Source organism: Phenylobacterium sp. NIBR 498073 (assembly GCF_027286305.1).
Classification (GTDB): domain Bacteria; phylum Pseudomonadota; class Alphaproteobacteria; order Caulobacterales; family Caulobacteraceae; genus Phenylobacterium.
Genome location: NZ_CP114599.1, coordinates 2,894,390 through 2,916,146 on the forward strand (window position 1 = coordinate 2,894,390; position 21,757 = coordinate 2,916,146).

The window sequence follows — 21,757 nt, forward strand, 5'->3', positions numbered from 1 at the left end:
CCGTCCCGGCATGGTCCGAACCCAATTGGATTGCTGGATGACGGACGTGGCGGGCGAGAGCGGAGTAGAGGTCACGGTAGGACCTTCCGAAGGCTTGCCGCCCTGGACCTTCGCCACCAGCGAGCAGCGTATCCTCGCCCTCGACTATTCGATCGAGGAACTGGTCAGCCTGCGCCACGCCGCCACCGCCGCGCTGCGGATCCGCCCTGTGGTCCGCCACGTGAAGACCAGCGTCATCATCCCGACCTGGGCCTATGGCCGCCTGACCGACAGCGACGTCGAGGCCATCGACCGCGCCACGCTCGACTTCGCCAGCCGCCTGCGGCCGTCCGAGGCCGAAGCCAAGCTCCCGCTGATCATCCCCCAGTCGTTTCGCACCCTAGCGGGGCGCCGCGGCCGCGCCAGCCTGCCCGAGGCCGTTCACGGGTCGGCGCAGGCGTTGAAGACGCGCGTCATCGTCGAGGTCACCGAGATCAACCGCGGCACCCCGCCGGGCCGACTGAACGAAGTCGCCAGCCTGCTCGGCGCCATGTGCAAGGGGGTCTTCGGCCGCCTGCAGCCCGGCCGTGAGGCCGCCGCGCCCTTCAAGGACGTGCGGCTGCAGGCCCTGGCGTTCGACGCCGGAGATGTGGCCGGAACCGACAGCGATGTCGCCGCCGCTCTGCTGGAGGTCGGCGAGCAGATTCAGGGCCTGGCCCCCCTGCTGATCGCCCAGGGCCTCCCCGCGGAAGGCTTCTCCGACGTGGCCGAAGTCGCAGGCTTCACGCACGTGGCGACCCGCGCCCAGGAGACGCAGAAAGCTCAAGGTTAGAGACGCCCGCCGATCGTGCGCCGGACGTCCGCGGCGTTGTAGACCTGACCGGCGGCTGAAGCCGGCGGCGCGCCCCGCCCCATGATCACCTCGATGGTCTGGGTCAGGGCCGGGCCGCCGCCCAGGTTGAAGCTGGTGCCGACGCCTAGGCCCACGCCGCTGCTGTAGCCGCCGCTGCCGCCGCCTGCGCCCACCGACACCCGCGGCCCGCTGTCGACCCCGCTCTGGGCGACATAGCGGTCCACCACCCGGAACCAGTCGTAGCCGTCGGCCAGGGTCAGGTCCGCGGCCCGCAGCAGCGCGTAGTCGGAGACCTGGGCGATCGGCGCGCCCGGCCCGCCGCGGAACGTCACCCGGTAGCGGCCTGGCTCGATGCGCATTTCCGAGAAGCCGACGCCCTGGGCGCGGGTCGCCGGTCCATAGACAGTCGGGGCGGTGGCGCAGGCGCCGAGCGCGGCGCAGAGCGCGATAGTCGTTGTCAGGCGTCGCATGCGGGGGACCTCGCCAATGGCGCCGTTGGCACGGCACCCTGGCTAACGGTCAAGCCTGCGCGGTGTTCCCGGCCAGGCCCAGCACCTCGATCAGCGACTGCATGTCGGCCGGCGTCTCGGCGGTGATGGTCTTGGTCCCACCCGCCGGATGCGGAAAGCTCAGCGCCGCAGCGTGGAGCATCAACCGCGGCACAGGATGACCTCCGGCCATCAATGCGCCGCCGTAGCGCGCATCCCCCGCGATCGGCCGGCCGATCGAGGCCAGGTGCACGCGGATCTGATGCATCCGACCGGTCTGCGGATTGGCCTCGACCAGCGCCGCCCCCGCCCCGTTGGCCAGCGTCCGATAGCGGGTCAGAGCGGTCTCGGCGTCCGGATGATCGGCTGCGCAGACGCGCATATAAGCCTCACGCCCGGCCTCCTCGCGACGCAGGGCCGCTTCAATCACGCCGCCGGCCGGCTCCGGCGCGCCTGGGGTGACGATGGCCTGATAGGTCTTGGCGAAACGCCGCCCCATCATGTGTTTGCCCAGGAAGCTCGCCGCCGGCTTGGTCTTGGCGGTGAGGATCACCCCGGACGTGTCGCGGTCGAGCCGGTGGATCAGCCGCGGCCGCGCCTTGCCCGGCTTGGCGAAGGCCCACAGCAGTTCGTCCAGGGTGTTGACCTGCCCGCGCCCGCCCTGGCTGGAAAGGCCGGACGGCTTGTTGAGCGCCATGATGTCGGCGTCCTCGTAGATCACCAGGCTGCGGACCAGGGCGATCTCGTCGGCGGTCAGGGCGACAGGCTTGGGCTGGGCCTTCACCTTCGGCGGCGTGCGCGGCTTCACTTATGGCGGTTCCGCTGTTCTGCCCAACGCTCCAGGCGCTCTTTGATCCGCGCTTCGACGCCAACCTCCTTGGGCTCGTAGAAGCGCTGCCGGTCCATGCCGTCCGGGAAGTAGTTCTGCCCCGAAAAGCCGCCCTCGACGTCGTGGTCGTAGGCGTAGCCCTTGCCGTAGCCGAGGTCCTTCATCAGCTTGGTCGGGGCGTTGCGGATATGGGCCGGCGGCATCAGCGAGCCGGTCTCCCTGGCGGCCCGCTGGGCGGCCTTGAAGGCGGTGTAGACGGCGTTCGACTTCGGCGCGGCCGCCAGGTGCACCACCACCTGGGCCAGGGCCAGTTCGCCCTCGGGGCTGCCGAGGAAGTCGTAGGTGTCCTTGGCGGCGTTGGCCAGGACCAGCGCCATGGGGTCGGCTTCGCCGATGTCCTCGACCGCCATGCGGATCAGCCGCCGGGCGATGAACAGCGGGTCCTCCCCGCCGCCCAGCATCCGCGCCAGCCAGTAGAGCGCCGCGTCGGGGTCTGAGCCACGCACCGACTTATGCAGGGCCGAGATCAGGTTGTAGTGCTCTTCGCGGTCCTTGTCGTAAGCGGGGCTGCGCTTCTGAAGGATCTGGCCCAGGTCCTTGATCGACAAAGGCTTCGCCGCGCCGATGTTGAACAGCGTCTCGGTCAGGGTCAGCAGGTAGCGGCCATCGCCGTCGGCCATGGCGACCAGGGCCTGGCGCGCCTCAGGTTCGAGCGACAGCGGCCTTTGCTCGTGGGCCTCGGCCTTGGCCAGAAGCGACTCCAGCGCCTCGTCATCGAGCCGCTTGAGGACATAGACCTGCGAGCGCGACAGAAGCGCCCCGTTCAGTTCGAACGACGGGTTTTCGGTGGTGGCCCCCACCAAGGTGACGATCCCCTCCTCCACGAAGGGCAGGAAACCGTCCTGCTGGGCGCGGTTGAAGCGATGGATCTCGTCGACGAACAGCAGGGTGGATTGGCCCGCGGCCCGGCGCATCCGCGCCTGCTCGAACGCCTTCTTCAGGTCCGCGACACCGGAGAACACCGCCGAGATCTGCTGAAACTCGTAGCCGGCCTCCTTGGCCAGCAGGCGGGCGATGGTCGTCTTGCCGGTGCCGGGCGGCCCCCAGAGGATCATCGAGGATAGCCGCTTGGCCTCAGCCATGCGGCCGATCGGCCCCTCGGGACCGAGCAGATGGTCCTGCCCCACCACCTCGCCCAGCCGCTGCGGACGCAGGCGGTCGGCGAGCGGCGACGGCGCGTGCGGCGTCAGCCCAGCTGCTTCAAAGAGATCGGCCATAGGCGCCTTCTACCGCCCTTCGCGGATCGGAGCGAGAGCGGCGCCGAACGCCGCCCTCATCCGTCAGGTCCGGAAGTTGGCGGTGATCTCCTGGCCGTTGCGCTCGATGGTCACCTGCCACTGGCCGCCGCCGCCGCCGAGCACCCCGGTCAGCTCGCGGACGCTGCCGATCTCGCGGCCGTTGACCCGGCGGACCAGGTCGCCCGGACGCAGGCCGGCGTTCATCGCAAAACCGCGGGAGATATTGGTCACCAGCACGCCGCGGCCGGCGAACGGATCGATGCCCAGTTCCTCGGCCACCGCCGGCGACAGGTTGACGACCGTCGCCCCGTCGAACGGATTGCGGCCGGAGATCACCTGCTCGTCCTTGGCCGGGGTCGCGGGCGGCGGCTCGGCCCGCAGCGTCAGGGTCTGTTCGCTGGCGCCCCGACGCACGCCCAGCTTGACGCTGTCGCCCGGACGCCGCGAGGAGATGGCATAGGACACCGCCGCGGCGTCGACCGCCGGACGGCCGTCGACCGAGACGATGACGTCGCCCTGACGCAGGCCCGCGCGCGCGGCCGGCCCATTCGGCCAGATGTCGGCGACCAGCGCGCCTTGGGGCACGCTCATGCCCATGCTGCGGGCCAGCTCGGCGGTGACCGTCTGGGTGCGTGCGCCGAGCCAGGGACGCACGACCGCCTGGCCGCCGCCGGCGGCGGTCTCGACCACGCGCTTGACGATGGCGGCCGGCACCGCGAACCCGACGCCCGACGAGGTGCCAGAGCGCGACAGGATGAAGCTGTTCACCCCGATCAGGTCGCCGTCCATGTCGACCAGGGCGCCGCCGGAATTGCCCGGATTGATCGCCGCGTCGGTCTGGATATAGGCGTTGGACGCATCGCCGTTGGGGTCGGCGGTGCGGTTCAGGGCCGAGATGATGCCGTTGGTCACCGTCTGGCCGACGCCGAAGGGATCACCGATGGCCAGCACCAGGTCGCCGACCTGGGCCTCCCCCGAGTCGTCGATCGCCAGGATCGGCAGGCGCTCGTTCCCGACATCGATCTTCAGCACGGCGAGGTCGGTGCGCGGGTCAGCCAGCAGCACGCGAGCGGTGTACTCGCGCCGGTCGGCCAGGGCGACGGTGATCTCCTGCCCGCCCTCCACGACGTGGTTGTTGGTCACCACGATGCCGTCGGCGCGGACGATGACGCCCGAGCCCAGCGAGCCCTGGATCCGCTCGCGCGGGGCGCCCATGCCGAACATCTCCCAGAACGGGTCGGCCCGCTGACGCACCAGGCGCTTGGACGAGATGTTGACCACGGCCGGAGCCGCCCGCTTCACGACCGGCGCGAACGACGACTTCATCGTCAGGGCGTCGCCAGGCGCGGCCCGCGTCGGCTGGGCCAGCGGCGGGATCTGGGCGTTGGATTTGGCTGCAGGGTCGGAACAGGCGGCCAGCAGGGCCAGGGCGGGGATCAGGACGCGATAGGCGCGCATAGAGTCTCCAGGTATCGTCTCGGGCCCGCACTCTGCGGAGGTTTCGGGCGCAATGATGGCGCATATCTAGGCTGCGCCGTCGCGATCCGAAATGGGTCTCAGGCGCCTGCGGCCGCGGCCCTGGGAACTCGCCCCACTCGCAGCGACAGCAGCAGGGCCGCGACCAGCAGCACCGAGGCAAGATAGATCGCCAGTCCCGGCTGATGCATCACGCCGTCGTGACGGATCGACCAGGCGAAGGTCATGCCGAAAACGATGGGCCCGATGACCGAGGCGATGCCTTGCAGCGCCTGGTTCGCGCCCTGCAGCTGGCCTTGCGCCGAGGGCGCAACCCGTCGGGTCATCAGCCCCTGCAGGCCTGGCATCAGGAAGTTCATCAGCGCGAAGACCGGCACGCCCAGCATGTAGGCCCAGCCAGTCTGCGCCATGCCGTAGATGGCGAAGCCGGCCGCACCGGCGGCCGCGCCCAGCAGCAGGGCCCCGCGCTCGCCGATCCGCGCGACGACCGGCCCGACGAGCAGGGTCTGAACGATCACCCCGGCCAGACCCGTGGCCATCATGGTCAGGCCCATGAAGCCGGGCGTCCAGCCGTAGCGATAGCCGGTATAGAGCACGAAGATCGCCGGCAGCACGGTGTGGGCCAACTGGAACAGGAAGCCGATGGAGGCGAGCCCCAGCAGTTCATTGTGCGAGCGCAGGAAGCTGAGCGACCCGACCGGGTTGGCGCGCTTCCAGTCGAACTTGGCGACGCGCTTCTCGGGCGGCAGCGATTCCGGCAGGATGAAGAAGCCGTAGAGCCAGTTCACCGTGGTCAGCGCCGCGGCCACGAAGAACGGCAGGCGCAGGTCGATATCGCCCAGAAAACCGCCCAGGGCCGGCCCGACCAGGAAGCCGAACGAAAAGGCCGAACCCATCCAGCCATACGCCTTGGCGCGTTTGTCCGGCGGGGTGACGTCGGCGACGTAGGCGTTGGCGGTCGAGAAACTGGCCGCGGTCAGGCCGTTGATCACACGCCCGACGAACAGCCACATCAGGCTGGGGGCCAGGGCCATGAACAGGAAGTCGATCGCCAGGCCGCCTAGCGACACCAGCAGGATCGGCCGGCGGCCATAGCGGTCCGACATCATGCCGAGGATCGGGCCGCAGAAAAGCTGCATGACGCCCCAGACCGCGCCGAACAGCACGTTCCATTCCGACGCCGCAGCCGTGTCGCCGCCGGTGAACTCCTTGATCAGGTTCGGCAGCACCGGGATCATGATCCCAAACGAGACCGCGTTGATCACGGCCGCCGCGAAGATGAAGCGGAAGGCGCCCGCCCAGCGTTTGTCGTCGCCGCCAGAGGCGCTCGGAGCACGCTCGGTCATGATTTCCTCCGTTCGGCCGCTACGGGCCGCTTCCGTTCCTGAACTACCACGTTCGCCGTCTTAGGCCGACGTGTCGCGGTAGGATGTCAGCAGCGCGCGCCACCATTCAGCCAACCGCATCAGCAGCACTTCGTCCGGGAACCCGTGGCGGGCCGCGCCCTCCGGCACCTGGTCGAAGCCGCGGTGCTCGACGCTGACCCGCGTTTCTTCGCCGACCGCCTCAAAGCGCACCTCGACTTGGGTGTGCAGGTCTGGCGGGAAGTTCGCCTGCCGCCACGAGAAGACCAGCCGCGCCGGCGGTTCCCAGACCAGGATGCGGCCGATCTCGAAGACCTTGCCGCTTTCCAGGGTCTCGGTCAGACGCCCGCCCTCCCCCGCCTCGAACGCCAGCACGCCCGGCGCGCGCGGCGTGGTCTGGAAGAGGCCGTTGGGCCGCCACCAAGCGCCGATCTCGCCGACAAAGGCGGAGAACGCCCGCTCCGGCGAAGCCTTCACCCGCAGGGCGACATAGACCTTCGAGGTCACGGGGTCGTCTCGACATGAGCCTTGAAGGCGGCCAGCTGCTCGCTCCACAGCCGCTCGCTCTCCTCCAGCCATTTCAGCAGATGAACCATCGGCTCGGGCCTCAAGGCATAGATCCGGACGCGGGCGTCGAACTGCGGATGGCTTTCCTCCACCAGCCCGCCCTCGCGCAGGGCGCGCAGGTGTCGGCTCATCGTCGGAGCCGACACCCCGAGTTCCCGAGCCAGTTCGCCTGCCGCACGCGGCCCCCGCACCAGCAGGTCGACCACCTGGCGGCGGGCGGGATCAGCCAGCGCCGCCAGGGTCGTATCAAGCTTGCGCGCTGCGCTCATCGCCAGCCGGTGATCTTAAGGCCGCTCGCGGCCTCCGCCTCCTCGCGGCTTACGCTGGCCACGGTCTGCGACACCGTCCAGATGTGTCCCTCAGGATCGCGGCAGCGATAGGTCCGGTCGCCGTAGAATTGCGTCTCCGGCTCGGCCATGATCTCCGCCCCGGCGGCCTTGGCCCGCGCGAAGTGGGCGTCGACGTCGCTGTCGATCTGCACGTGGACCGTCTGGGTGTTCTTGCCGCCCACCGACTTGGGGCTCTTGTGATCGGCGCTCCATTCCTGGCCGATCATCACGTAGCTGTCTCCGAACTCCATCTGGGAGTGGGCGACATTGCCGTCGGCGTCCTCCAGCAGCATGACGAGCTCGAAGCCGAAGGCCTCTTCGAGCCAGGCCAGAGCCGCCTTCGGGTCCTGGTAGAACAACGCGGAACGGAAACCTGCGGACATGGCGTCCTCCTCTGGGCGGGTCAGACTTTGATCTTGTGGCCGGTGGCCTGCTCCATCTGCGCGACTGACAACTTCTCGACCGTCTGGCCGAATGACCACGGGTGGTCCTCCACATCGCGACAGGTGAAGACACGGTCGCCATAGGGCTGGTCGGCGGGCTCCCGCTCTATCTTCGCCCCGGCTGCGCGCGCGCGTGCGCAGAGCTCGTCGAGACCCGACTGCAGCTGGACGTGGACCGACTGGGTCGAGCGCCCGCCGAATGTGGCCGGACTGACCGCGCCGTCGCCGACAGGCGGTCCGACCACCATTACATAGCCGCCAAGCAGCCAGAGTTCGGAGTGGATGACGCCGCCCCGCCCGTCCTCAACGACCATGCCGGCCTCGAAGCCGAACGCCCTTTCGAGCCAAGCGATGGCGCCCATCGCATCCTGGTACCAGAGCAGCGGCCCTATCGTGGGAAGCCTCGCACGGTCGCCCATGTCACGCCTCCATCGGAGGAGCGGCCGGAAATGGCCGCGGTCACCCCCTCGACGCTGATTTCACAATCATAGAATATTTTCGATAATGCGCAAATATATAGTTCATTGCGCCAGGGCCGCGTCAGCGAGCACCCGCCCACCGTCATTCGGTTCAGGCTTCACGCCCAGCAGATCGGTCAGCACCGTGTAGACATCGACGTTGTCCGTGGTCGGGGTGACGACGCCGCGACGGAAACCCGGGCCGTGCCCAATGAACACCGCCGCCATTTCGGGCGCAGCGGGGTCGAAGCCGTGATCGCCGCCGCGGATCGGCCGCTTGGCGACCCACTCATGGGTGGTGATCTCCCAGCCGGTCTGCGAGAGGCAGAAGATCGGCGCGACCCGGCGATGGGCTCCGAAGTGATAGCGGGCGGGGATCTCGCTCCTGCGCCAGCAGGTCATGTGCTCATGAGGCGTGATCAGCGCGGCTTCAACTTCGGCCTCACGCCCGGCGGCCGGATAGTAGGACATGAAGGCGCCCATAGCCACCGACTGGCCGGCATCCTTGGGCAGGATGTCGTCGACATAGATCACCCGCTCCCGGGAAATCGGCGCCATCCCATGGTCTGCGGTAACAATCAGGTTGGCGGTCAGGCCGCGAGCCGCTAGGCGCTCGGTCAGCCGGCCGATCGCCGCGTCGGTCCGGCGCAGCATCTCGGTGAGCTCCGGCGAGTCCGGCCCGCTCCAATGGCCGGCGGTGTCGACCTCGTCGAAATAGAGGGTGACGAACCTCGGCCGCTGCTCGGGTGGCGCGTCCAGCCAGGCCAGCACCTGGTCGACCCGCGCGGTCGCACTGAGCGCCTGGTTGAACGGCAGCCACTGGCTAGGCCGCACGCCGTGGATCGCCGCCTCCGATCCCGGCCAGAACATCGTCGCCGTCCTGATCCCAGCACGCTCGGCGCTGACCCAGATCGGCGTGCCGTCGTCCCACCAGCGCGCGTCAGCGACCGCCGCCTTGTTCGACAGCGCGAACTTCACGCCCGGAATCTCCGCATCGAGCATGTTGTTGTCGATGATCCCGTGACGGTCAGGCCGCTGCCCCGTCACAAGCGTGTAGTGGTTCGGGAAGGTCTTGCTGGGGAACGATGGCCGGATGACGCCGTGCACGCCCTCCTGCGCCAGACGGGACAGGTTCGGCGTGACCCCGCGGTCCAGATAGTCGGCGCGGAAGCCGTCGATCGAAACCAGGATCAGCAGCGGCGCTGGCGTCTTGGCCGCCAGGTCCGGCTTGATCGGCGTCGGCGCGCAGGCCGCAAGGGCCAGGATGATCAGGACGCTGGCCCAGAGGTGTCGGAGCGATCTCATGACGGTGAAGCTAGCCGAGCAACCGTACATAGCAAAAGCCCCGGACGTTTCCGTCCGGGGCTCCGCGAAAGTCTGAGATTGGGTCGGCTTATTCGTCGGCGAAGCCGACGTTCTGCACCGGGCCCGAGTCCTTGCCCTTTTCGGCCGGGTCGCGATCGACGAACTCGATCACGGCCAGCGGGGCGTTGTCGCCGTAGCGGTAGCCGGCCTTCAGGACGCGGATGTAGCCGCCCTGACGTTCCTTGTAGCGCGGGCCGAGGACGGCGAAGAGCTTGCCGACCTGCTCGACGTCGCGAACCTTGCTGATCGCCTGACGGCGAGCGTGCAGGTCGCCGCGCTTGGCCAGGGTGACCAGCTTTTCGACGACCGGACGCAGTTCCTTGGCCTTCGGCAGGGTGGTGACGATCTGCTCGTGCTTGATCAGGCTCGCCGCCATGTTGGCGAACATCGCGGTGCGGTGGGCGGTCGTGCGACCCAGTTTGCGATGGGCTTTGCCGTGACGCATTTCATATCTCCTGGGCCTATGGGCCCGCTGGGCGCTCCGACTTGTCGGACCGTCGCCCTTGCCTAACCAAGTCCCAGCCTGCTCCCGCCTGGGTCAGAACGAAGCGCCGGAGCCCTCGACCGCGATGCGGAGTCCCTGGGCCCTCGCCGCCGAAGCGGCGCGGAGTCGACGCGCAGTCCAAAAGTACCGAGGCCCGCCAGGCGGGCCTCGGGGGGTCTTACATCTGATCGTCGAACTTCTTGGCGAGTTCTTCGATGTTTTCCGGCGGCCAGTTCGGCACGTCCATGCCGAGATGCAGGTTCATGCCGGCGAGCACTTCCTTGATCTCGTTCAACGACTTGCGGCCGAAGTTCGGAGTGCGGAGCATTTCCGCCTCGGTCTTCTGGATCAGGTCGCCGATGTAGACGATGTTGTCGTTCTTCAGGCAGTTGGCCGAGCGAACCGAGAGCTCCAGCTCGTCGACCTTCTTCAGCAGCGCCGGGTTGAACGGCAGTTCCGGCTTGGACTCGCCTTCGACCTTCTTCTTCGGTTCTTCGAAGGTGATGAAGATCTGCAGCTGGTCCTGGAGGATACGGGCGGCGAAGGCCACCGCGTCCACCGGCGAGATCGCGCCGTTGGTTTCCACTTCCATGATCAGCTTGTCGTAGTCGAGGCTCTGGCCCTGGCGGGTCGGCTCGACGCGATAGGCGACGCGCTTGACCGGCGAGTACAGGCTGTCGACCGCGATCAGACCGATCGGGGCGTCTTCCGGACGGTTGCGCTCGGCCGGGACGTAGCCCTTGCCGTTGTTGACCGTGAACTCCATGCGCACGGTGGCGCCGTCGTCCAGCGTGCAGAGCACGTGGTCGGGGTTCAGGATCTCGATGTCCGACGGGACTTCGATCTGGCCGGCGGTCACCACGCCCGGACCGGTGGCCTTCAGCGTCATGCGCTTGGGGCCCTCGGCGTGCATGCGCAGCGCCAGTTGCTTGATGTTCAGGACGATGTCGACAACGTCCTCGCGAACGCCTTCCAGCGACGAGAACTCATGCACCACGCCGTCGATCTGGACGGCGGTGACGGCCGCGCCCTGCAGCGACGACAGAAGCACACGGCGGAGGCTGTTGCCGAGCGTCACCCCGAAACCGCGCTCGAGCGGCTCGGCCACCAGACGCGCCTTGCGGTTCGCGTCGGTTCCGGCCTCGATCAGCGGCTTCTCGGGACGGATGAGCTCGTTCCAGTTTCTTTCGATCACGTAGAGATGTCCCTCGAAACGCAGGATCGCCGGACACGAAAAGCTCGGTCCGGCGCGTGGGGAGTGCGGTACTGCGGTACTTAGACCCGCCGGCGCTTGGGCGGCCGGCAGCCGTTATGCGGAATGGGGGTCACGTCGCGGATGGTGGTGATCGTCATGCCGACCGCCTGAAGCGCGCGCAGCGCCGACTCACGGCCGGAACCCGGACCGGAGACGTTCACTTCGAGGGTCTTCACGCCGTGCTCGGCGGCCTTGCGGCCAGCGTCCTCGGCCGCCATCTGCGCGGCGTACGGGGTCGACTTCCGGGAACCCTTGAACCCCATCATGCCGGCCGACGACCAGGAGATGGTGTTCCCCTGCGCGTCCGTGATGGTGATCATGGTGTTGTTGAACGAGGCGTTCACGTGCGCCACGCCCGAGGTGATGTTCTTGCGTTCGCGACGTTTGACGCGCGCCGGTTCCTTGGCCATCGCTAAGCTCTCTTACTTCTTCTTGCCGGCGATCGGCTTGGCCGGACCCTTGCGGGTGCGGGCGTTCGTGTGGGTGCGCTGACCGCGGACCGGCAGGCCCTTACGGTGACGCAGGCCGCGGTAGCAGGCCAGGTCCATCAGACGCTTGATGTTGACCGCCGTCTCGCGACGCAGGTCGCCCTCGACGAGGTAGTCGCGGTCGATCGTCTCACGGATCTGCAGCACTTCAGCATCGGTCAGCTGATTGACGCGGCGAGCGTCTTCGATGCCAACCTTATGGACGATCTCCTTGGCTTTCGCCTGGCCGATCCCATGGATGTACTGCAGCGCGATGACGACGCGCTTGTTAGTCGGAATGTTGACGCCAGCGATACGGGCCACGCGTTGAATCTCCTAGTCACGCAGAGAAGCGCGAACGGCGCCCCGGCCCAGAATCCCGTATGGGAAGGCCGGCACGTCCTTCGCGCCCTTTCGCGGAAGCGCACCGTTATAGGGAACGTTGCGTTTCCGTCAATGGAGCAATCGCAGGAATCTGAAGGTTTTCAGACTTCCGCAATCGCTGGGCGGGTTTGTCGCCGGTCGTCAGGCCTTGAGGGCCTGGTCGATTCCGGCGGCGACGTCCTCGATCGAGCCCATGCCGTCCAGCTCAACCAGCTTTTTCTGGTCCTGATAGTACGGCAACAAGGGCGCGGTCTGGTCGTTGTAGGCCGAGAGCCGCACCTTGAAGCTCTCGGGATTGTCGTCGGGGCGGCCCGACTCGGCGAAGCGACCTGCAACTCGATTGAGGAGCTGCTCGTCGTCCACCTTCAGGCGCAGCACTAGATCGATTCGCGAGCCGCGCTTGGCCAGCATCTCGTCGAGCGCCTTGGCCTGAGCCAGGGTCCGCGGAAAGCCGTCGAAGATCGCCCCGCCGGCCGCCTCGGCCTCCGGCAGACGCTCTTCGATCAGCGCAATGACGATCTCGTCGGTGACCAGCTCGCCCCGCTGCATCACGCCCTCGACGCGCTTGCCGAGCTCGGAGCCCGACGCGATCGCGGCGCGCAGCATGTCTCCGGTGGAGAGCTGGACCATCTTGCGGGAGTCCACCAGGCGCTTGGCCTGGGTCCCCTTGCCCGCCGCCGGCGGGCCGAACAGGATCAAATTCATCTTCTTAAATGTCCCCCTCCCCGGCCGCCCCTTTCGGCCGGTCCGATCCCTAGCGCCCGCGTCCGCCGCGGAGCTTGGATTTCTTGATCAGGCCTTCGTACTGGTGGGCCAGCAGATGCGACTGGATCTGCGTCACCGTATCCATCGTCACGCTCACGACGATCAGGATCGAGGTGCCGCCCAGATAGAACGGCGCCTTGAAGTACCCGATCAGCGCTTCCGGCATCAGGCAGACCAGCGTGATGTACGCCGCACCGATCACGGTCAGGCGCGTCAGCACGTAGTCGAGATATTCCGCCGTCCTCTTGCCCGGGCGGATGCCCGGCAGGAAGCCGCCGTACTTGCGCAGGTTCTCGGCGGTGTCGTCCGGATTGAAGACGACCGACGTGTAGAAGAAGCAGAAGAAGATGATCAGCAGCGCATAGAGCACCATGAACGCCGGGCGTCCGTGCTGCAGCTGGCCCACCATCCCGGGCAGCCACTGCGCCCAGGCCGGCAGGTCGGCGGTCGCCAGGAAGCCCATCGCGGTCGTCGGCAGCAGCAGCAGCGACGAGGCGAAGATCGGCGGGATGACGCCCGCGGTGTTGATCTTCAGCGGCAGGAACGAGGTGTCGCCGCCGAACATGCGGTTGCCTTGCTGGCGCTTCGGATACTGCACCAGCAGGCGGCGCTGCGAGCGCTCCATGAAGACGATGGCGAACACGACGGCGATGGCCAGGGCGATGATCGCGAACATCGCGAACGGCGACAGCGAGCCGGTGCGCGTCATTGTGAACATCTGCCAGACGCCCTGCGGCAGCACCGCGACGATGCCGGCGAAGATGATCAGCGACACGCCGTTGCCGACGCCGCGGCTGGTGATCTGCTCGCCCAGCCACATCAGGAACAGGGTCCCGCCGGTCAGGGTGACGACCGTCGAAGCCAGGAAGAACAGGCCGGGGTTGAGCACCAGGCCGGGGCTGTTCTGCAGCCCGGTGGCGATGGCGAAGGATTGGAACAGCGCCAGCACGACCGTCAGGTAGCGGGTGTACTGGTTGAGCGTCTTGCGTCCGGCCTCGCCGCCTTCCTTACGCAGCTTCTCCCACGGCGGATACACCGTGCCGAGCAGCTGAACGATGATGGAGGCCGAGATGTACGGCATCACGTTCAGCGAGAAGATCGCCATCCGCTGGACGGCGCCCCCCGAGAACATGTTGAACATCCCGAGGATGCCTTGCGCCTGGCCTTGGAAGGCCTGGGCGAACGCCGCCGGGTCGATGCCCGGAATCGGGATGTAGGTCCCCAGGCGATAGACGATCAGCGCACCCAGGGTGAAGAGGATGCGCTTGTGCAGCTCCGTCGCCTTCTGGAAGGCGCCGAAGTTCATATTCGCTGCGAGCTGTTCGGCGGCCGAAGCCATTTAGAACCCCAGACTGAAGGACCGGACGTACATAGGGCGTCCATCCTGCGCTGTCATCCGGCCGCCTTGCCTCACCCTCCCCCAAATGTGTGGAAGCGGGCCAGGCCGGCGCCGGATGGTCAGCGTGGGTCCCCGCGCCTAAAGCGCGGAGAGAGCGGCTTACTCGGCGGCTTCAGCAGCGGCCGGAGCGGTCGTGGTGACCTTGCCGCCGGCCTTTTCGACCGCAGCCTTGGCCGAGGCCGAGGCCGAGTAGACGGTGATTTCGATCTTCGACTTCAGCTCGCCCTTGCCGAGCAGCTTCACGCCGTCCTTTTCACGACGCAGCACGCCGGCGGCCACCAGGGCGGCGCCGTCGATGGCCTTCTTGGCGTCGAGCTTGCCGGCGGCGATCGCCTGCTCCAGGCGCCACAGGTTCACTTCGGCGAATTCCTTGGCGAACGGGTTGTTGAAGCCACGCTTCGGCATCCGCATGTGCAGCGGCATCTGGCCGCCTTCGAAGCCGTTGATCGACACGCCGGTGCGGGACTTCTGGCCCTTCACACCACGGCCGCCGGTCTTGCCCTTGCCCGAACCCGGGCCGCGGCCGACGCGCATGCGGTTCTTGGTGGAGCCTTCGCGCGGCGAAAGTTCGTTGAGCTTGGTCATGTGACGCCTCTCCTTGGAGATCTGTCGCCCGGGGACCACCCCGGACTCGGCTGAAAAGAAAACTTGGCCGCCGAAACGGCCGAAGAGGCGACGCTTTTGGCGCCGCCTCTCCTAAACGTCCAGTCGAAAGGCGCTTAGCCTTCGATCACTTCCACCATGTGATGGACCTTGGCGATCATCCCGCGCACCGACGGGGTGTCTTCCAGGACCGACACGCGGCCGATGCGGTTCAGACCGAGACCGATGAGGGTCGCGCGCTGATCGCTCTTGCGGCGGATGGGGCTCGCCGTCTGACGAACGGTCACCTTAGCCATGGATTACTCTCCGTCAGCGGCGGCGACCGCAGCGCTGTCGGCCTTGCGGCCCAGCACGTCGGCGACCTTCTTGCCGCGCTTGGCGGCGACCTGGCGGGGCGAAGACTGAGCCTTCAGCGCCTCGAAGGTCGCGCGCACCATGTTGTAGGGGTTCGACGAGCCGACCGACTTGCCGACGACGTCCTGGACGCCGAGGGTTTCGAGCACCGCACGCATCGGACCGCCGGCGATGACGCCGGTGCCCGGAGGAGCCGAGCGGACCATGACCTTGCCGGCGCCCCAACGGCCAGCGCCGTCGTGGTGCAGGGTGCGGCTCTCGCGGAGCGGCACGCGGATCATCGACTTCTTGGCTTCCTCGGTCGCCTTGCGGATGGCTTCCGGCACTTCACGCGCCTTGCCATGACCGTAGCCGACGCGGCCCTTCTGATCGCCGACCACCATCAGGGCGGCGAACGAGAAGCGACGGCCGCCCTTCACGGTGGCGGCGACGCGGTTGATGTGCACCAGCTTCTCGACGATGTCGGATTCGGCGCGCTCTTCCGCTTGATTGCCGCGGTTGCGGTCACGACGGCCTTGGCCGTCACCACCACGTTGTTCGTTTCCACGAGCCATCAGCGTACCCCTAGAAGTTCAGGCCGGCTTCGCGCGCGGCGTCGGCCAGGGCTTTCACCCGGCCGTGGTAGATGTACCCGCCACGATCGAAGACGACGTCCTTGACGCCCTTTTCCATGGCGCGTTGCGCCACGAGCGCGCCCACACGGGCGGCGGCGTCCTTGTCGGAACCCTTCTGCTTGTCGCCCTCGAGGGTCGAGGCGGCAGCCAGGGTCACGCCGCGCTCATCATCGATGACCTGGGCGTAGATGTTCTTGGACGAGCGGAAGACCGACAGACGCGGCCGACCATTCGCCACCGACCGCAGACGGATGCGGTTGCGCTCGGCGCGCCGCTTGGCGGTATCACGGGGTTTAAGAGCCATGACCTACTTCTTCTTGCCTTCCTTGCGGCGAACCTTCTCGCCGGCATAACGGACGCCCTTGCCCTTGTAGGGCTCCGGCGGACGCAGGCGGCGGATCTTAGAAGCGATCTCGCCGACGGCTTGCTTGTCGATGCCCGAGATCTTGATCTCGGTCTGCTTCGGCGTCGCGAACGTGATCCCGGCGGGCGGGGGCACGTCGACGTCGTGGCTGAAACCCAGCTGCATGGAGAGCGCCTGGCCCTTCATCGCGGCGCGGTAACCGACGCCGACCAGCTCGAGGGTTTGCTCGAAGCCCTGGGTCACGCCGGTCACCATGTTGCTCACCAGGGTGCGCGACAGGCCCCACATGGCTTGCGCCCGGGTGGTGTCGACGCGCTTGGTGAGCAGGAGCTCAGCGCCTTCCTGCTTCACTTCGATTTCTTCGGCCACGGTCCAGGCGAGTTGACCCTTGGGTCCCTTCACCGTGACGGTCTGGCCGTCGATGGTCACCGTCACGCCCGCGGGGACGGCGACCGCCTTCTTTCCAATCCGCGACATCTTAGTAGACCCGCAACAGGACTTCGCCGCCCACGTTCGCGTCGCGCGCGGCCGTGTCCGACATGACGCCCTTCGGCGTCGACAGGATCGAGATACCCAGGCCGTTCTTGATCGGCTTCAGGTCCTTGATCGACGAATAGACGCGGCGGCCCGGCTTCGACACGCGGCGGATCTCAGCGATCACCGGCTGGCCGTCGAAGTACTTCAGCTCGATCTCGAACTCCGGGAACGCGCCCGGCTTCTGAACGAGTTGGTAGCCGCGGATGTAGCCTTCCTCCGCCAGGACGTCGAGGACGCGCGCGCGCATCTTCGAAGCCGGGGTGGAAACCTTCGAACGGCCGCGGGTGGCGGCGTTCTTGATGCGGGCGATCATATCGCCAACGGGGTCGTTCACCATGAGACCCTCCTCACCAGCTCGACTTGACGAGGCCAGGAATCTGGCCGTTCGAGCCCAGTTCGCGCAGCGCGATCCGGCTCATCTTAAGCTTGCGGTAGTAGGCGCGCGGACGGCCCGTGACTTCGCAACGATTACGGATGCGGGTCTTGGACGAGTTACGCGGCAGTTCGGCGAGCTTCAGGCGCGCTTCGAAGCGTTCTTCGAGCGGCAGGCTCTCGTCGTTGGCGATCGCCTTGAGCTCTTCACGCTTCGCGGCGAATTGCTTCACCAGCTTGCGGACCATCTCGTTGCGATTGACGGCGCTTTTTTTGGCCATTTGTTCTTTCCTTCCCGCCGCTTACGCTTGAACGAACGGGAACTGGAATTCCTTGAGAAGCGCGCGCGCTTCGTCGTCGGTCTTCGCAGTCGTGGCGACGATGATGTCCATGCCCCACATTTGATCGATCTGGTCGTAGTTGATCTCCGGGAACACGATGTGTTCCTTCAGACCCATGGCGTAGTTGCCACGACCGTCGAACGAAGTGGGCTTCAGGCCCCGGAAGTCCTTCACGCGCGGCAGCGCGATCGTGATCAGACGGTCCAGGAACTCATACATGCGATCTTTGCGAAGGGTCACCTTCGCACCGACCACCATGCCCTCGCGCAGCTTGAAGCCGGCGATGGAGTTGCGGGCCTTGGTCGCGACAGGCTTCTGCCCGGAGATCTTGGTCAGATCGGCGATCGCGGCCTGGACCTTCTTGGAGTCGGTCACGGCCTCGCCGATCCCCATGTTCAGGACGATCTTGTCCAGCTTGGGGATCTGCATCTCGTTGGAGTAGCCGAACTGCTCCTTCATCGCGGCGCGGATGCGCGCGCGATATTCGGTCTTAAGCCGCGGCTCGTAAGCTTGCTCAGCCATTGATCACCTCACCGGTCGTCTTGGCGACGCGGACCTTCTTGTCGCCTTCGACGCGGAAGCCGACGCGGGTCGGCTTGCCCTTGGAGTCGACGATGGCCACGTTCGAGATGTGGATCGCCGCTTCCTTGTTCTTGATGCCGCCCTGCGGATCGGTCTGCGTCGGACGGGTGTGGCGCTGAACCATGTTCAGGCCCTCGACCACGACGCGGTCTTCCTTCGGCAGCACGCGCAGGACGGCGCCTTGACGGCCCTTGTCCTTGCCCGTGAGGACGACGACGCGGTCGCCCTTCTTGATCTTCGCGGCCATTACAACACCTCGGGGGCGAGCGAGATGATCTTCATGTGGTTCTTGGCGCGCAGTTCGCGGGGAACCGGGCCAAAGATCCGCGTGCCGATCGGCTCGGATTGCTTGTTCACGATCACGGCGGCGTTCTTATCGAAACGGATCACCGAACCGTCCTTGCGCTTGATCGCCGAGGACGTGCGGACGACGATCGCCTGCAGCACGTCGCCCTTCTTCACGCGACCGCGCGGAATGGCTTCCTTCACGGAGACGACGATCTTGTCGCCAACGCCGGCGTAGCGGCGACCAGCGCCACCAAGCACCTTGATGCACATCACACGACGGGCGCCGGAATTGTCGGCGACCTCGAGGTTAGTCTGCATCTGAATCATGGGATGAGACTTTCTTTAGGAGGCTTGCTGGTCGGCGCCCTTCGGCAGCGCTTCCCAGGTCTTGGTTTTCGACTTCGGGGCGCATTCGATGATGCGCGCGACGTCGCCGGCCTTGTAGACGTTGGCCTCGTCATGAGCGTGGTACTTCTTCGACCGACGAACGGTCTTCTTCAGCACCGGATGCAGGAAGGTCCGCTCGACCTTCACCACGATCGTCTTATCGCCCTTGTCCGAGACGACGACGCCTTCGAGAATTCGCTTCGGCATGTTCGTTGTCTCCTTACGCCGCGGTCTGCTTGGCGTGCAGGACGGTCTTGATCCGCGCGATGTCCTTACGGACTTCGTTCACGCGGTGGGTCTTCTCGACCTGGCCGGTCGCCGCCTGGAAGCGCAGATTGAACTGCTCCTTCTTCAGGTTCAGCAGGGCCTCGCCGAGTTGGTCGGGCGTCATGCCCCGGATATCGTCGATCTTCATCACGCGTGCTCCACGGCGGCGTCGATGCGGGTGACGATACGGGTCTTCACCGGAAGCTTGGCGGCGCCGAGGCGCAAGGCTTCACGAGCGACATCGTCCGGCACGCCGTCGATTTCAAACATGATACGGCCAGGGTGAACGCGCGCGGCCCAGTACTCGACCGCGCCCTTGCCCTTACCCATCCGCACTTCAGCCGGCTTGTCGGTGACCGGGACGTCCGGGAAAATCCGGATCCACACGCGACCTTGGCGCTTCATCTGGCGGGTGATCGCCCGACGAGCCGCTTCGATCTGACGCGCGGTGATGCGTTCCGGTTCAACGGACTTCAGACCGTACGACCCGAAGTTCAGCGAGAAGCCGCCCTTCGCAACGCCGTGGATCTTGCCCTTGAACTGCTTGCGGTACTTGGTCTTCTTCGGAGACAGCATGGCTCTACCTTAGGCTCCAGCTTGCTCGCGACGGTCGCGGCGCGGACCGCGGTCGCCGCGGTCGCCACGTTCACGTCCACCGCCCTCGCCGGCCGGGCCGGATTCCGAGGCCAGGCGCTTGTCGAGAGCCATCGGGTCGTGGTCCAGGACCTCGCCCTTGAAGACCCACACCTTCACGCCGATGATGCCGTAGGTGGTCGAGGCCTCAGTCACGCCGTAGTCGATGTCGGCGCGGAGGGTGTGACGCGGAACGCGGCCCTCGTGATACGACTCGGTACGGGCGATTTCGGCGCCGCCCAGACGGCCGGCCACTTCGATGCGCATGCCCTTGGCGCCCAGACGCATCGCGCTTTGCAGCGAACGCTTCATGGCGCGACGGAAGGCGACGCGGCGCTCGAGCTGCTGGGCGATGTTCTCGGCCACCAGCTGGGCGTCGGTTTCCGGCTTGCGGATTTCGACGATGTTCAGATGAACTTCGCCTTCCGTGATCGCCGCCACGTCCTTGCGCAGCTTGTCGATGTCCGCGCCCTTCTTGCCGATGATCACGCCGGGGCGCGCGGCATAGATGGTGATGCGGCACTTCTTGTGCGGACGCTCGATGATGATCCGCGAAACGCCGGCTTGATACAGGCGCTTCTTCAGCTGCTTGCGGATCTTGATGTCCTCATGCAGGAGCTTGCCGTAGTCCGCCTTCTTGGCGAACCAGCGCGAGTCCCACGTGCGGTTGATGCCGAGGCGAAGCCCGACCGGATTGACTTTCTGACCCATCAGGCGGCCTCACCCAATTCGCGGACCACAATGGTGATCTCGCTGAACGGCTTTTCGATGCGCGAAGCACGGCCGCGAGCGCGGGCGGCGAAGCGCTTCATCACCAGGTTCTTGCCCACGAAGGCCTCGGCGACGACCAGGTTGTCGATGTCGAGGTTGTGGTTGTTCTCGGCGTTCGAGATGGCCGAGTAGAGCGCCTTGCGCACATCGCGGGCGATGCGCTTGTGGCTGAACTCCAGCTCGTTGAGGGCGCGCTGCACCTTCAGGCCGCGGATCGACTGAGCCACGAGGTTCAGCTTGCGCGGGCTGGTGCGCAGAGTCGTCACCTTGGCCATCGCCTCAACGCCGGTCAGGCGGCGTGCTTTAGCTTGCTTTGCCATGGTTACTTCCTCTTGGCCTTCTTGTCGGCCGCGTGGCCAGGGAAGTACCGGGTCGGAGCGAACTCACCGAGCTTCATGCCGACCATGTCTTCGCTGATCAGCACCGGAACGTGCTTCTGGCCGTTGTGGACGCCGAACGTCAGGCCGACGAACTGCGGCATGATGGTCGAGCGGCGCGACCAGGTCTTGATGACGTCCTTGCGGCCGGACGACAGAGCGTTGTCGGCCTTCTTGAGGAGGTATCCGTCGACGAACGGACCTTTCCAGACAGAACGGGTCATGGCTTAGCGAGCCTTCCGAGCGTGGCGAGAACGGATGATGTACTTATCCGTCGTCTTGTTAGAACGGGTCTTCGAACCCTTGGTCGGCTTGCCCCACGGGGTGACCGGGTGGCGACCGCCCGAGGTGCGGCCTTCACCGCCGCCGTGCGGGTGATCGACCGGGTTCATGACGACGCCGCGGACGTGCGGGCGGAAGCCCATGTGACGCTTGCGGCCGGCCTTGCCGAGGACCTGGTTCATGTGGTCCTGGTTCGACACGGCGCCGACGGTGGCCATGCAGCTGTCCTGCACCATCCGCAGTTCGCCCGAGCCCAGACGGATCTGAGCGTAGCCGGCGTCGCGGCCGACCAGCTGGGCGTAGGCTCCAGCCGAACGAGCAAGCTGGCCGCCCTTGAGGGGCTTCAGCTCGATGTTGTGGATGATGGTGCCGATCGGCATGCCGCGCAGCGGCATGGCGTTGCCCGGCTTCACGTCGGCCTTCTCGGCGGCGATGACGACGTCACCGGCCTTCAGGCGTTGCGGAGCCAGGATGTAGGCCAGTTCGCCGTCCTCATACTTGATGAGGGCGATGAACGCCGTGCGGTTCGGGTCGTACTCAAGACGCTCGACCGTGGCCGGCATGTCGAACTTGCGACGCTTGAAGTCGACCTTGCGGTACAGGCGCTTGGCGCCGCCGCCGCGGAAGCGGACGGCAATGCGGCCACCGCCGCCACGACCGCCCGACTTGGTCAGGCCTTCGACGAGCGACTTGATCGGGCCGCCCTTGTGCAGGTCGGACTTGTCGACCAGCACGAGGCCGCGACGGCCCGGCGAGGTCGGTTTGAATTGCTTCAGAGCCAT

At 66.6% G+C, this 21,757-nt stretch carries 34 protein-coding genes; 1 reads left to right on the plus strand and 33 read right to left on the minus strand.

What is annotated here, in order from left to right; all coding sequences use genetic code 11:
* Positions 1-37 precede the first annotated feature (37 nt).
* Positions 38-811: a hypothetical protein gene (locus tag O4N75_RS14400; RefSeq protein WP_269626198.1), complete on the plus strand. Its 774-nt coding sequence runs from the start codon at positions 38-40 to the stop codon at positions 809-811.
* On the opposite strand, the gene O4N75_RS14405 is transcribed toward O4N75_RS14400, so the two are convergent.
* From O4N75_RS14405 to rplB, 33 genes are all read right to left on the minus strand, one after another.
* Entirely contained in the window at positions 808-1,302 is a 495-nt protein-coding gene (locus O4N75_RS14405; RefSeq protein ID WP_269626199.1) for a hypothetical protein, read from the minus strand. The genes O4N75_RS14400 and O4N75_RS14405 overlap by 4 nt on opposite strands.
* 49 nt (positions 1,303-1,351) lie before the next feature.
* Positions 1,352-2,128 (minus strand): RluA family pseudouridine synthase, encoded by a 777-nt coding sequence (locus O4N75_RS14410; RefSeq protein WP_269626200.1) that lies wholly within the window; start codon positions 2,126-2,128, stop codon positions 1,352-1,354.
* A complete protein-coding gene (locus tag O4N75_RS14415) occupies positions 2,125-3,426 on the minus strand; it encodes a replication-associated recombination protein A (protein ID WP_269626201.1) in 1,302 nt (433 codons plus the stop codon). The genes O4N75_RS14410 and O4N75_RS14415 overlap by 4 nt, the downstream gene beginning before the upstream one ends.
* 63 nt (positions 3,427-3,489) lie before the next feature.
* Positions 3,490-4,905, minus strand: a complete 1,416-nt coding sequence (locus tag O4N75_RS14420) for a Do family serine endopeptidase (RefSeq protein WP_269626202.1) — start codon at positions 4,903-4,905, stop codon at positions 3,490-3,492.
* 98 nt (positions 4,906-5,003) lie between these two features.
* A complete protein-coding gene (locus O4N75_RS14425; RefSeq protein ID WP_269626203.1) occupies positions 5,004-6,269 on the minus strand; it encodes a TCR/Tet family MFS transporter in 1,266 nt (421 codons plus the stop codon).
* Between the two features lie 60 nt (positions 6,270-6,329).
* On the minus strand, positions 6,330-6,794 hold the full coding sequence (locus O4N75_RS14430) for an SRPBCC family protein (RefSeq protein WP_269626204.1): 465 nt from the start codon (positions 6,792-6,794) through the stop codon (positions 6,330-6,332).
* Positions 6,791-7,123: a metalloregulator ArsR/SmtB family transcription factor gene (locus O4N75_RS14435; protein WP_269626205.1), complete on the minus strand. Its 333-nt coding sequence runs from the start codon at positions 7,121-7,123 to the stop codon at positions 6,791-6,793. The genes O4N75_RS14430 and O4N75_RS14435 overlap by 4 nt, the downstream gene beginning before the upstream one ends.
* Positions 7,120-7,566, minus strand: a complete 447-nt coding sequence (locus O4N75_RS14440; protein WP_267231805.1) for a VOC family protein — start codon at positions 7,564-7,566, stop codon at positions 7,120-7,122. Before O4N75_RS14440 ends, O4N75_RS14435 begins: the two co-directional genes overlap by 4 nt.
* Positions 7,567-7,586: 20 nt before the next feature.
* Positions 7,587-8,045 carry a VOC family protein gene (locus O4N75_RS14445; protein WP_269626206.1) on the minus strand — a complete coding sequence of 153 codons (459 nt, stop codon included), beginning with the start codon at positions 8,043-8,045 and terminating at the stop codon, positions 7,587-7,589.
* 102 nt (positions 8,046-8,147) lie between these two features.
* Positions 8,148-9,389: an ectonucleotide pyrophosphatase/phosphodiesterase gene (locus O4N75_RS14450; protein ID WP_269626207.1), complete on the minus strand. Its 1,242-nt coding sequence runs from the start codon at positions 9,387-9,389 to the stop codon at positions 8,148-8,150.
* An 88-nt stretch (positions 9,390-9,477) separates the two neighbouring features.
* The gene (gene rplQ, locus O4N75_RS14455) at positions 9,478-9,894 is read right to left on the minus strand and encodes a 50S ribosomal protein L17 (protein ID WP_269626208.1); all 417 of its coding nucleotides are present in this window, start codon (positions 9,892-9,894) and stop codon (positions 9,478-9,480) included.
* A 217-nt stretch (positions 9,895-10,111) separates the two neighbouring features.
* Positions 10,112-11,128 carry a DNA-directed RNA polymerase subunit alpha gene (locus tag O4N75_RS14460; protein WP_267231802.1) on the minus strand — a complete coding sequence of 339 codons (1,017 nt, stop codon included), beginning with the start codon at positions 11,126-11,128 and terminating at the stop codon, positions 10,112-10,114.
* An 80-nt stretch (positions 11,129-11,208) separates the two neighbouring features.
* Positions 11,209-11,598: a 30S ribosomal protein S11 gene (rpsK, locus tag O4N75_RS14465; RefSeq protein ID WP_056018114.1), complete on the minus strand. Its 390-nt coding sequence runs from the start codon at positions 11,596-11,598 to the stop codon at positions 11,209-11,211.
* A 12-nt stretch (positions 11,599-11,610) separates the two neighbouring features.
* A complete protein-coding gene (gene rpsM, locus O4N75_RS14470) occupies positions 11,611-11,979 on the minus strand; it encodes a 30S ribosomal protein S13 (RefSeq protein WP_267231801.1) in 369 nt (122 codons plus the stop codon).
* A 201-nt stretch (positions 11,980-12,180) separates the two neighbouring features.
* A complete protein-coding gene (locus O4N75_RS14475) occupies positions 12,181-12,744 on the minus strand; it encodes an adenylate kinase (RefSeq protein WP_267231800.1) in 564 nt (187 codons plus the stop codon).
* 49 nt (positions 12,745-12,793) lie between these two features.
* Entirely contained in the window at positions 12,794-14,143 is a 1,350-nt protein-coding gene (secY, locus tag O4N75_RS14480; RefSeq protein WP_267231799.1) for a preprotein translocase subunit SecY, read from the minus strand.
* 159 nt (positions 14,144-14,302) lie between these two features.
* Positions 14,303-14,788, minus strand: coding sequence for a 50S ribosomal protein L15 (gene rplO, locus O4N75_RS14485; RefSeq protein ID WP_269626209.1), 486 nt, complete (start codon positions 14,786-14,788; stop codon positions 14,303-14,305).
* Between the two features lie 134 nt (positions 14,789-14,922).
* On the minus strand, positions 14,923-15,102 hold the full coding sequence (gene rpmD, locus O4N75_RS14490) for a 50S ribosomal protein L30 (protein WP_183777092.1): 180 nt from the start codon (positions 15,100-15,102) through the stop codon (positions 14,923-14,925).
* Between the two features lie 3 nt (positions 15,103-15,105).
* The gene (gene rpsE / locus O4N75_RS14495; protein ID WP_183777093.1) at positions 15,106-15,714 is read right to left on the minus strand and encodes a 30S ribosomal protein S5; all 609 of its coding nucleotides are present in this window, start codon (positions 15,712-15,714) and stop codon (positions 15,106-15,108) included.
* A 10-nt stretch (positions 15,715-15,724) separates the two neighbouring features.
* Positions 15,725-16,078 (minus strand): 50S ribosomal protein L18, encoded by a 354-nt coding sequence (gene rplR / locus O4N75_RS14500; RefSeq protein ID WP_267231797.1) that lies wholly within the window; start codon positions 16,076-16,078, stop codon positions 15,725-15,727.
* Positions 16,079-16,081: 3 nt separating this feature from the next.
* A complete protein-coding gene (rplF, locus tag O4N75_RS14505) occupies positions 16,082-16,615 on the minus strand; it encodes a 50S ribosomal protein L6 (RefSeq protein WP_269626210.1) in 534 nt (177 codons plus the stop codon).
* A gap of 1 nt (position 16,616) precedes the next feature.
* Entirely contained in the window at positions 16,617-17,012 is a 396-nt protein-coding gene (rpsH, locus tag O4N75_RS14510) for a 30S ribosomal protein S8 (protein WP_183777096.1), read from the minus strand.
* A gap of 10 nt (positions 17,013-17,022) precedes the next feature.
* Positions 17,023-17,328 (minus strand): 30S ribosomal protein S14, encoded by a 306-nt coding sequence (rpsN, locus tag O4N75_RS14515; RefSeq protein WP_183777097.1) that lies wholly within the window; start codon positions 17,326-17,328, stop codon positions 17,023-17,025.
* A 21-nt stretch (positions 17,329-17,349) separates the two neighbouring features.
* The gene (gene rplE, locus O4N75_RS14520; RefSeq protein WP_267231795.1) at positions 17,350-17,910 is read right to left on the minus strand and encodes a 50S ribosomal protein L5; all 561 of its coding nucleotides are present in this window, start codon (positions 17,908-17,910) and stop codon (positions 17,350-17,352) included.
* Positions 17,903-18,217, minus strand: coding sequence for a 50S ribosomal protein L24 (gene rplX / locus O4N75_RS14525; RefSeq protein ID WP_269626211.1), 315 nt, complete (start codon positions 18,215-18,217; stop codon positions 17,903-17,905). The genes rplE and rplX overlap by 8 nt, the downstream gene beginning before the upstream one ends.
* Positions 18,217-18,585 (minus strand): 50S ribosomal protein L14, encoded by a 369-nt coding sequence (gene rplN, locus O4N75_RS14530; protein WP_056018090.1) that lies wholly within the window; start codon positions 18,583-18,585, stop codon positions 18,217-18,219. Before rplN ends, rplX begins: the two co-directional genes overlap by 1 nt.
* A gap of 15 nt (positions 18,586-18,600) precedes the next feature.
* A complete protein-coding gene (rpsQ, locus tag O4N75_RS14535; protein ID WP_267231793.1) occupies positions 18,601-18,852 on the minus strand; it encodes a 30S ribosomal protein S17 in 252 nt (83 codons plus the stop codon).
* Positions 18,853-18,865: 13 nt separating this feature from the next.
* On the minus strand, positions 18,866-19,060 hold the full coding sequence (gene rpmC / locus O4N75_RS14540) for a 50S ribosomal protein L29 (protein ID WP_267231792.1): 195 nt from the start codon (positions 19,058-19,060) through the stop codon (positions 18,866-18,868).
* Entirely contained in the window at positions 19,060-19,488 is a 429-nt protein-coding gene (gene rplP, locus O4N75_RS14545; protein WP_183777101.1) for a 50S ribosomal protein L16, read from the minus strand. The genes rpmC and rplP overlap by 1 nt, the downstream gene beginning before the upstream one ends.
* A 9-nt stretch (positions 19,489-19,497) precedes the next feature.
* Positions 19,498-20,256 (minus strand): 30S ribosomal protein S3, encoded by a 759-nt coding sequence (gene rpsC / locus O4N75_RS14550; protein WP_267231791.1) that lies wholly within the window; start codon positions 20,254-20,256, stop codon positions 19,498-19,500.
* Complete coding sequence (rplV, locus tag O4N75_RS14555) at positions 20,256-20,636, minus strand: 50S ribosomal protein L22 (protein WP_056018081.1); 381 nt, start codon at positions 20,634-20,636, stop codon at positions 20,256-20,258. The genes rpsC and rplV overlap by 1 nt, the downstream gene beginning before the upstream one ends.
* A 2-nt stretch (positions 20,637-20,638) precedes the next feature.
* The gene (gene rpsS, locus O4N75_RS14560; RefSeq protein ID WP_183777103.1) at positions 20,639-20,917 is read right to left on the minus strand and encodes a 30S ribosomal protein S19; all 279 of its coding nucleotides are present in this window, start codon (positions 20,915-20,917) and stop codon (positions 20,639-20,641) included.
* Between the two features lie 3 nt (positions 20,918-20,920).
* Positions 20,921-21,757, minus strand: a complete 837-nt coding sequence (gene rplB / locus O4N75_RS14565; protein WP_267231789.1) for a 50S ribosomal protein L2 — start codon at positions 21,755-21,757, stop codon at positions 20,921-20,923.

Bases quoted from the DNA above. Each gene is read 5' to 3' on its own strand.
- rplP (WP_183777101.1), bottom strand. From the start codon at position 19,488: ATGCTGTCTCCGAAGAAGACCAAGTACCGCAAGCAGTTCAAGGGCAAG.
- O4N75_RS14450 (WP_269626207.1), bottom strand. From the start codon at position 9,389: ATGAGATCGCTCCGACACCTCTGGGCCAGCGTCCTGATCATCCTGGCC.
- rpsS (WP_183777103.1), bottom strand. From the start codon at position 20,917: ATGACCCGTTCTGTCTGGAAAGGTCCGTTCGTCGACGGATACCTCCTC.
- O4N75_RS14400 (WP_269626198.1), top strand. From the start codon at position 38: ATGACGGACGTGGCGGGCGAGAGCGGAGTAGAGGTCACGGTAGGACCT.
- O4N75_RS14475 (WP_267231800.1), bottom strand. From the start codon at position 12,744: ATGAATTTGATCCTGTTCGGCCCGCCGGCGGCGGGCAAGGGGACCCAG.
- rpmC (WP_267231792.1), bottom strand. From the start codon at position 19,060: ATGAAGATCGACGATATCCGGGGCATGACGCCCGACCAACTCGGCGAG.
- rplE (WP_267231795.1), bottom strand. From the start codon at position 17,910: ATGGCTGAGCAAGCTTACGAGCCGCGGCTTAAGACCGAATATCGCGCG.
- O4N75_RS14405 (WP_269626199.1), bottom strand. From the start codon at position 1,302: ATGCGACGCCTGACAACGACTATCGCGCTCTGCGCCGCGCTCGGCGCC.
- rpsK (WP_056018114.1), bottom strand. From the start codon at position 11,598: ATGGCCAAGGAACCGGCGCGCGTCAAACGTCGCGAACGCAAGAACATC.
- rplR (WP_267231797.1), bottom strand. From the start codon at position 16,078: ATGGCTCTTAAACCCCGTGATACCGCCAAGCGGCGCGCCGAGCGCAAC.
- rpmD (WP_183777092.1), bottom strand. From the start codon at position 15,102: ATGGCTAAGGTGACCGTTCGTCAGACGGCGAGCCCCATCCGCCGCAAG.
- rpsC (WP_267231791.1), bottom strand. From the start codon at position 20,256: ATGGGTCAGAAAGTCAATCCGGTCGGGCTTCGCCTCGGCATCAACCGC.
- O4N75_RS14445 (WP_269626206.1), bottom strand. From the start codon at position 8,045: ATGGGCGACCGTGCGAGGCTTCCCACGATAGGGCCGCTGCTCTGGTAC.
- rplN (WP_056018090.1), bottom strand. From the start codon at position 18,585: ATGATTCAGATGCAGACTAACCTCGAGGTCGCCGACAATTCCGGCGCC.
- secY (WP_267231799.1), bottom strand. From the start codon at position 14,143: ATGGCTTCGGCCGCCGAACAGCTCGCAGCGAATATGAACTTCGGCGCC.
- rplO (WP_269626209.1), bottom strand. From the start codon at position 14,788: ATGACCAAGCTCAACGAACTTTCGCCGCGCGAAGGCTCCACCAAGAAC.
- rplB (WP_267231789.1), bottom strand. From the start codon at position 21,757: ATGGCTCTGAAGCAATTCAAACCGACCTCGCCGGGCCGTCGCGGCCTC.
- rpsQ (WP_267231793.1), bottom strand. From the start codon at position 18,852: ATGCCGAAGCGAATTCTCGAAGGCGTCGTCGTCTCGGACAAGGGCGAT.
- rplQ (WP_269626208.1), bottom strand. From the start codon at position 9,894: ATGCGTCACGGCAAAGCCCATCGCAAACTGGGTCGCACGACCGCCCAC.
- O4N75_RS14415 (WP_269626201.1), bottom strand. From the start codon at position 3,426: ATGGCCGATCTCTTTGAAGCAGCTGGGCTGACGCCGCACGCGCCGTCG.
- rplF (WP_269626210.1), bottom strand. From the start codon at position 16,615: ATGTCGCGGATTGGAAAGAAGGCGGTCGCCGTCCCCGCGGGCGTGACG.
- rplV (WP_056018081.1), bottom strand. From the start codon at position 20,636: ATGGCAAAGCAAGCTAAAGCACGCCGCCTGACCGGCGTTGAGGCGATG.
- rpsH (WP_183777096.1), bottom strand. From the start codon at position 17,012: ATGGTGAACGACCCCGTTGGCGATATGATCGCCCGCATCAAGAACGCC.
- rplX (WP_269626211.1), bottom strand. From the start codon at position 18,217: ATGGCCGCGAAGATCAAGAAGGGCGACCGCGTCGTCGTCCTCACGGGC.
- O4N75_RS14420 (WP_269626202.1), bottom strand. From the start codon at position 4,905: ATGCGCGCCTATCGCGTCCTGATCCCCGCCCTGGCCCTGCTGGCCGCC.
- O4N75_RS14435 (WP_269626205.1), bottom strand. From the start codon at position 7,123: ATGAGCGCAGCGCGCAAGCTTGATACGACCCTGGCGGCGCTGGCTGAT.
- O4N75_RS14440 (WP_267231805.1), bottom strand. From the start codon at position 7,566: ATGTCCGCAGGTTTCCGTTCCGCGTTGTTCTACCAGGACCCGAAGGCG.
- rpsN (WP_183777097.1), bottom strand. From the start codon at position 17,328: ATGGCCAAAAAAAGCGCCGTCAATCGCAACGAGATGGTCCGCAAGCTG.
- rpsE (WP_183777093.1), bottom strand. From the start codon at position 15,714: ATGGCTCGTGGAAACGAACAACGTGGTGGTGACGGCCAAGGCCGTCGT.
- O4N75_RS14425 (WP_269626203.1), bottom strand. From the start codon at position 6,269: ATGACCGAGCGTGCTCCGAGCGCCTCTGGCGGCGACGACAAACGCTGG.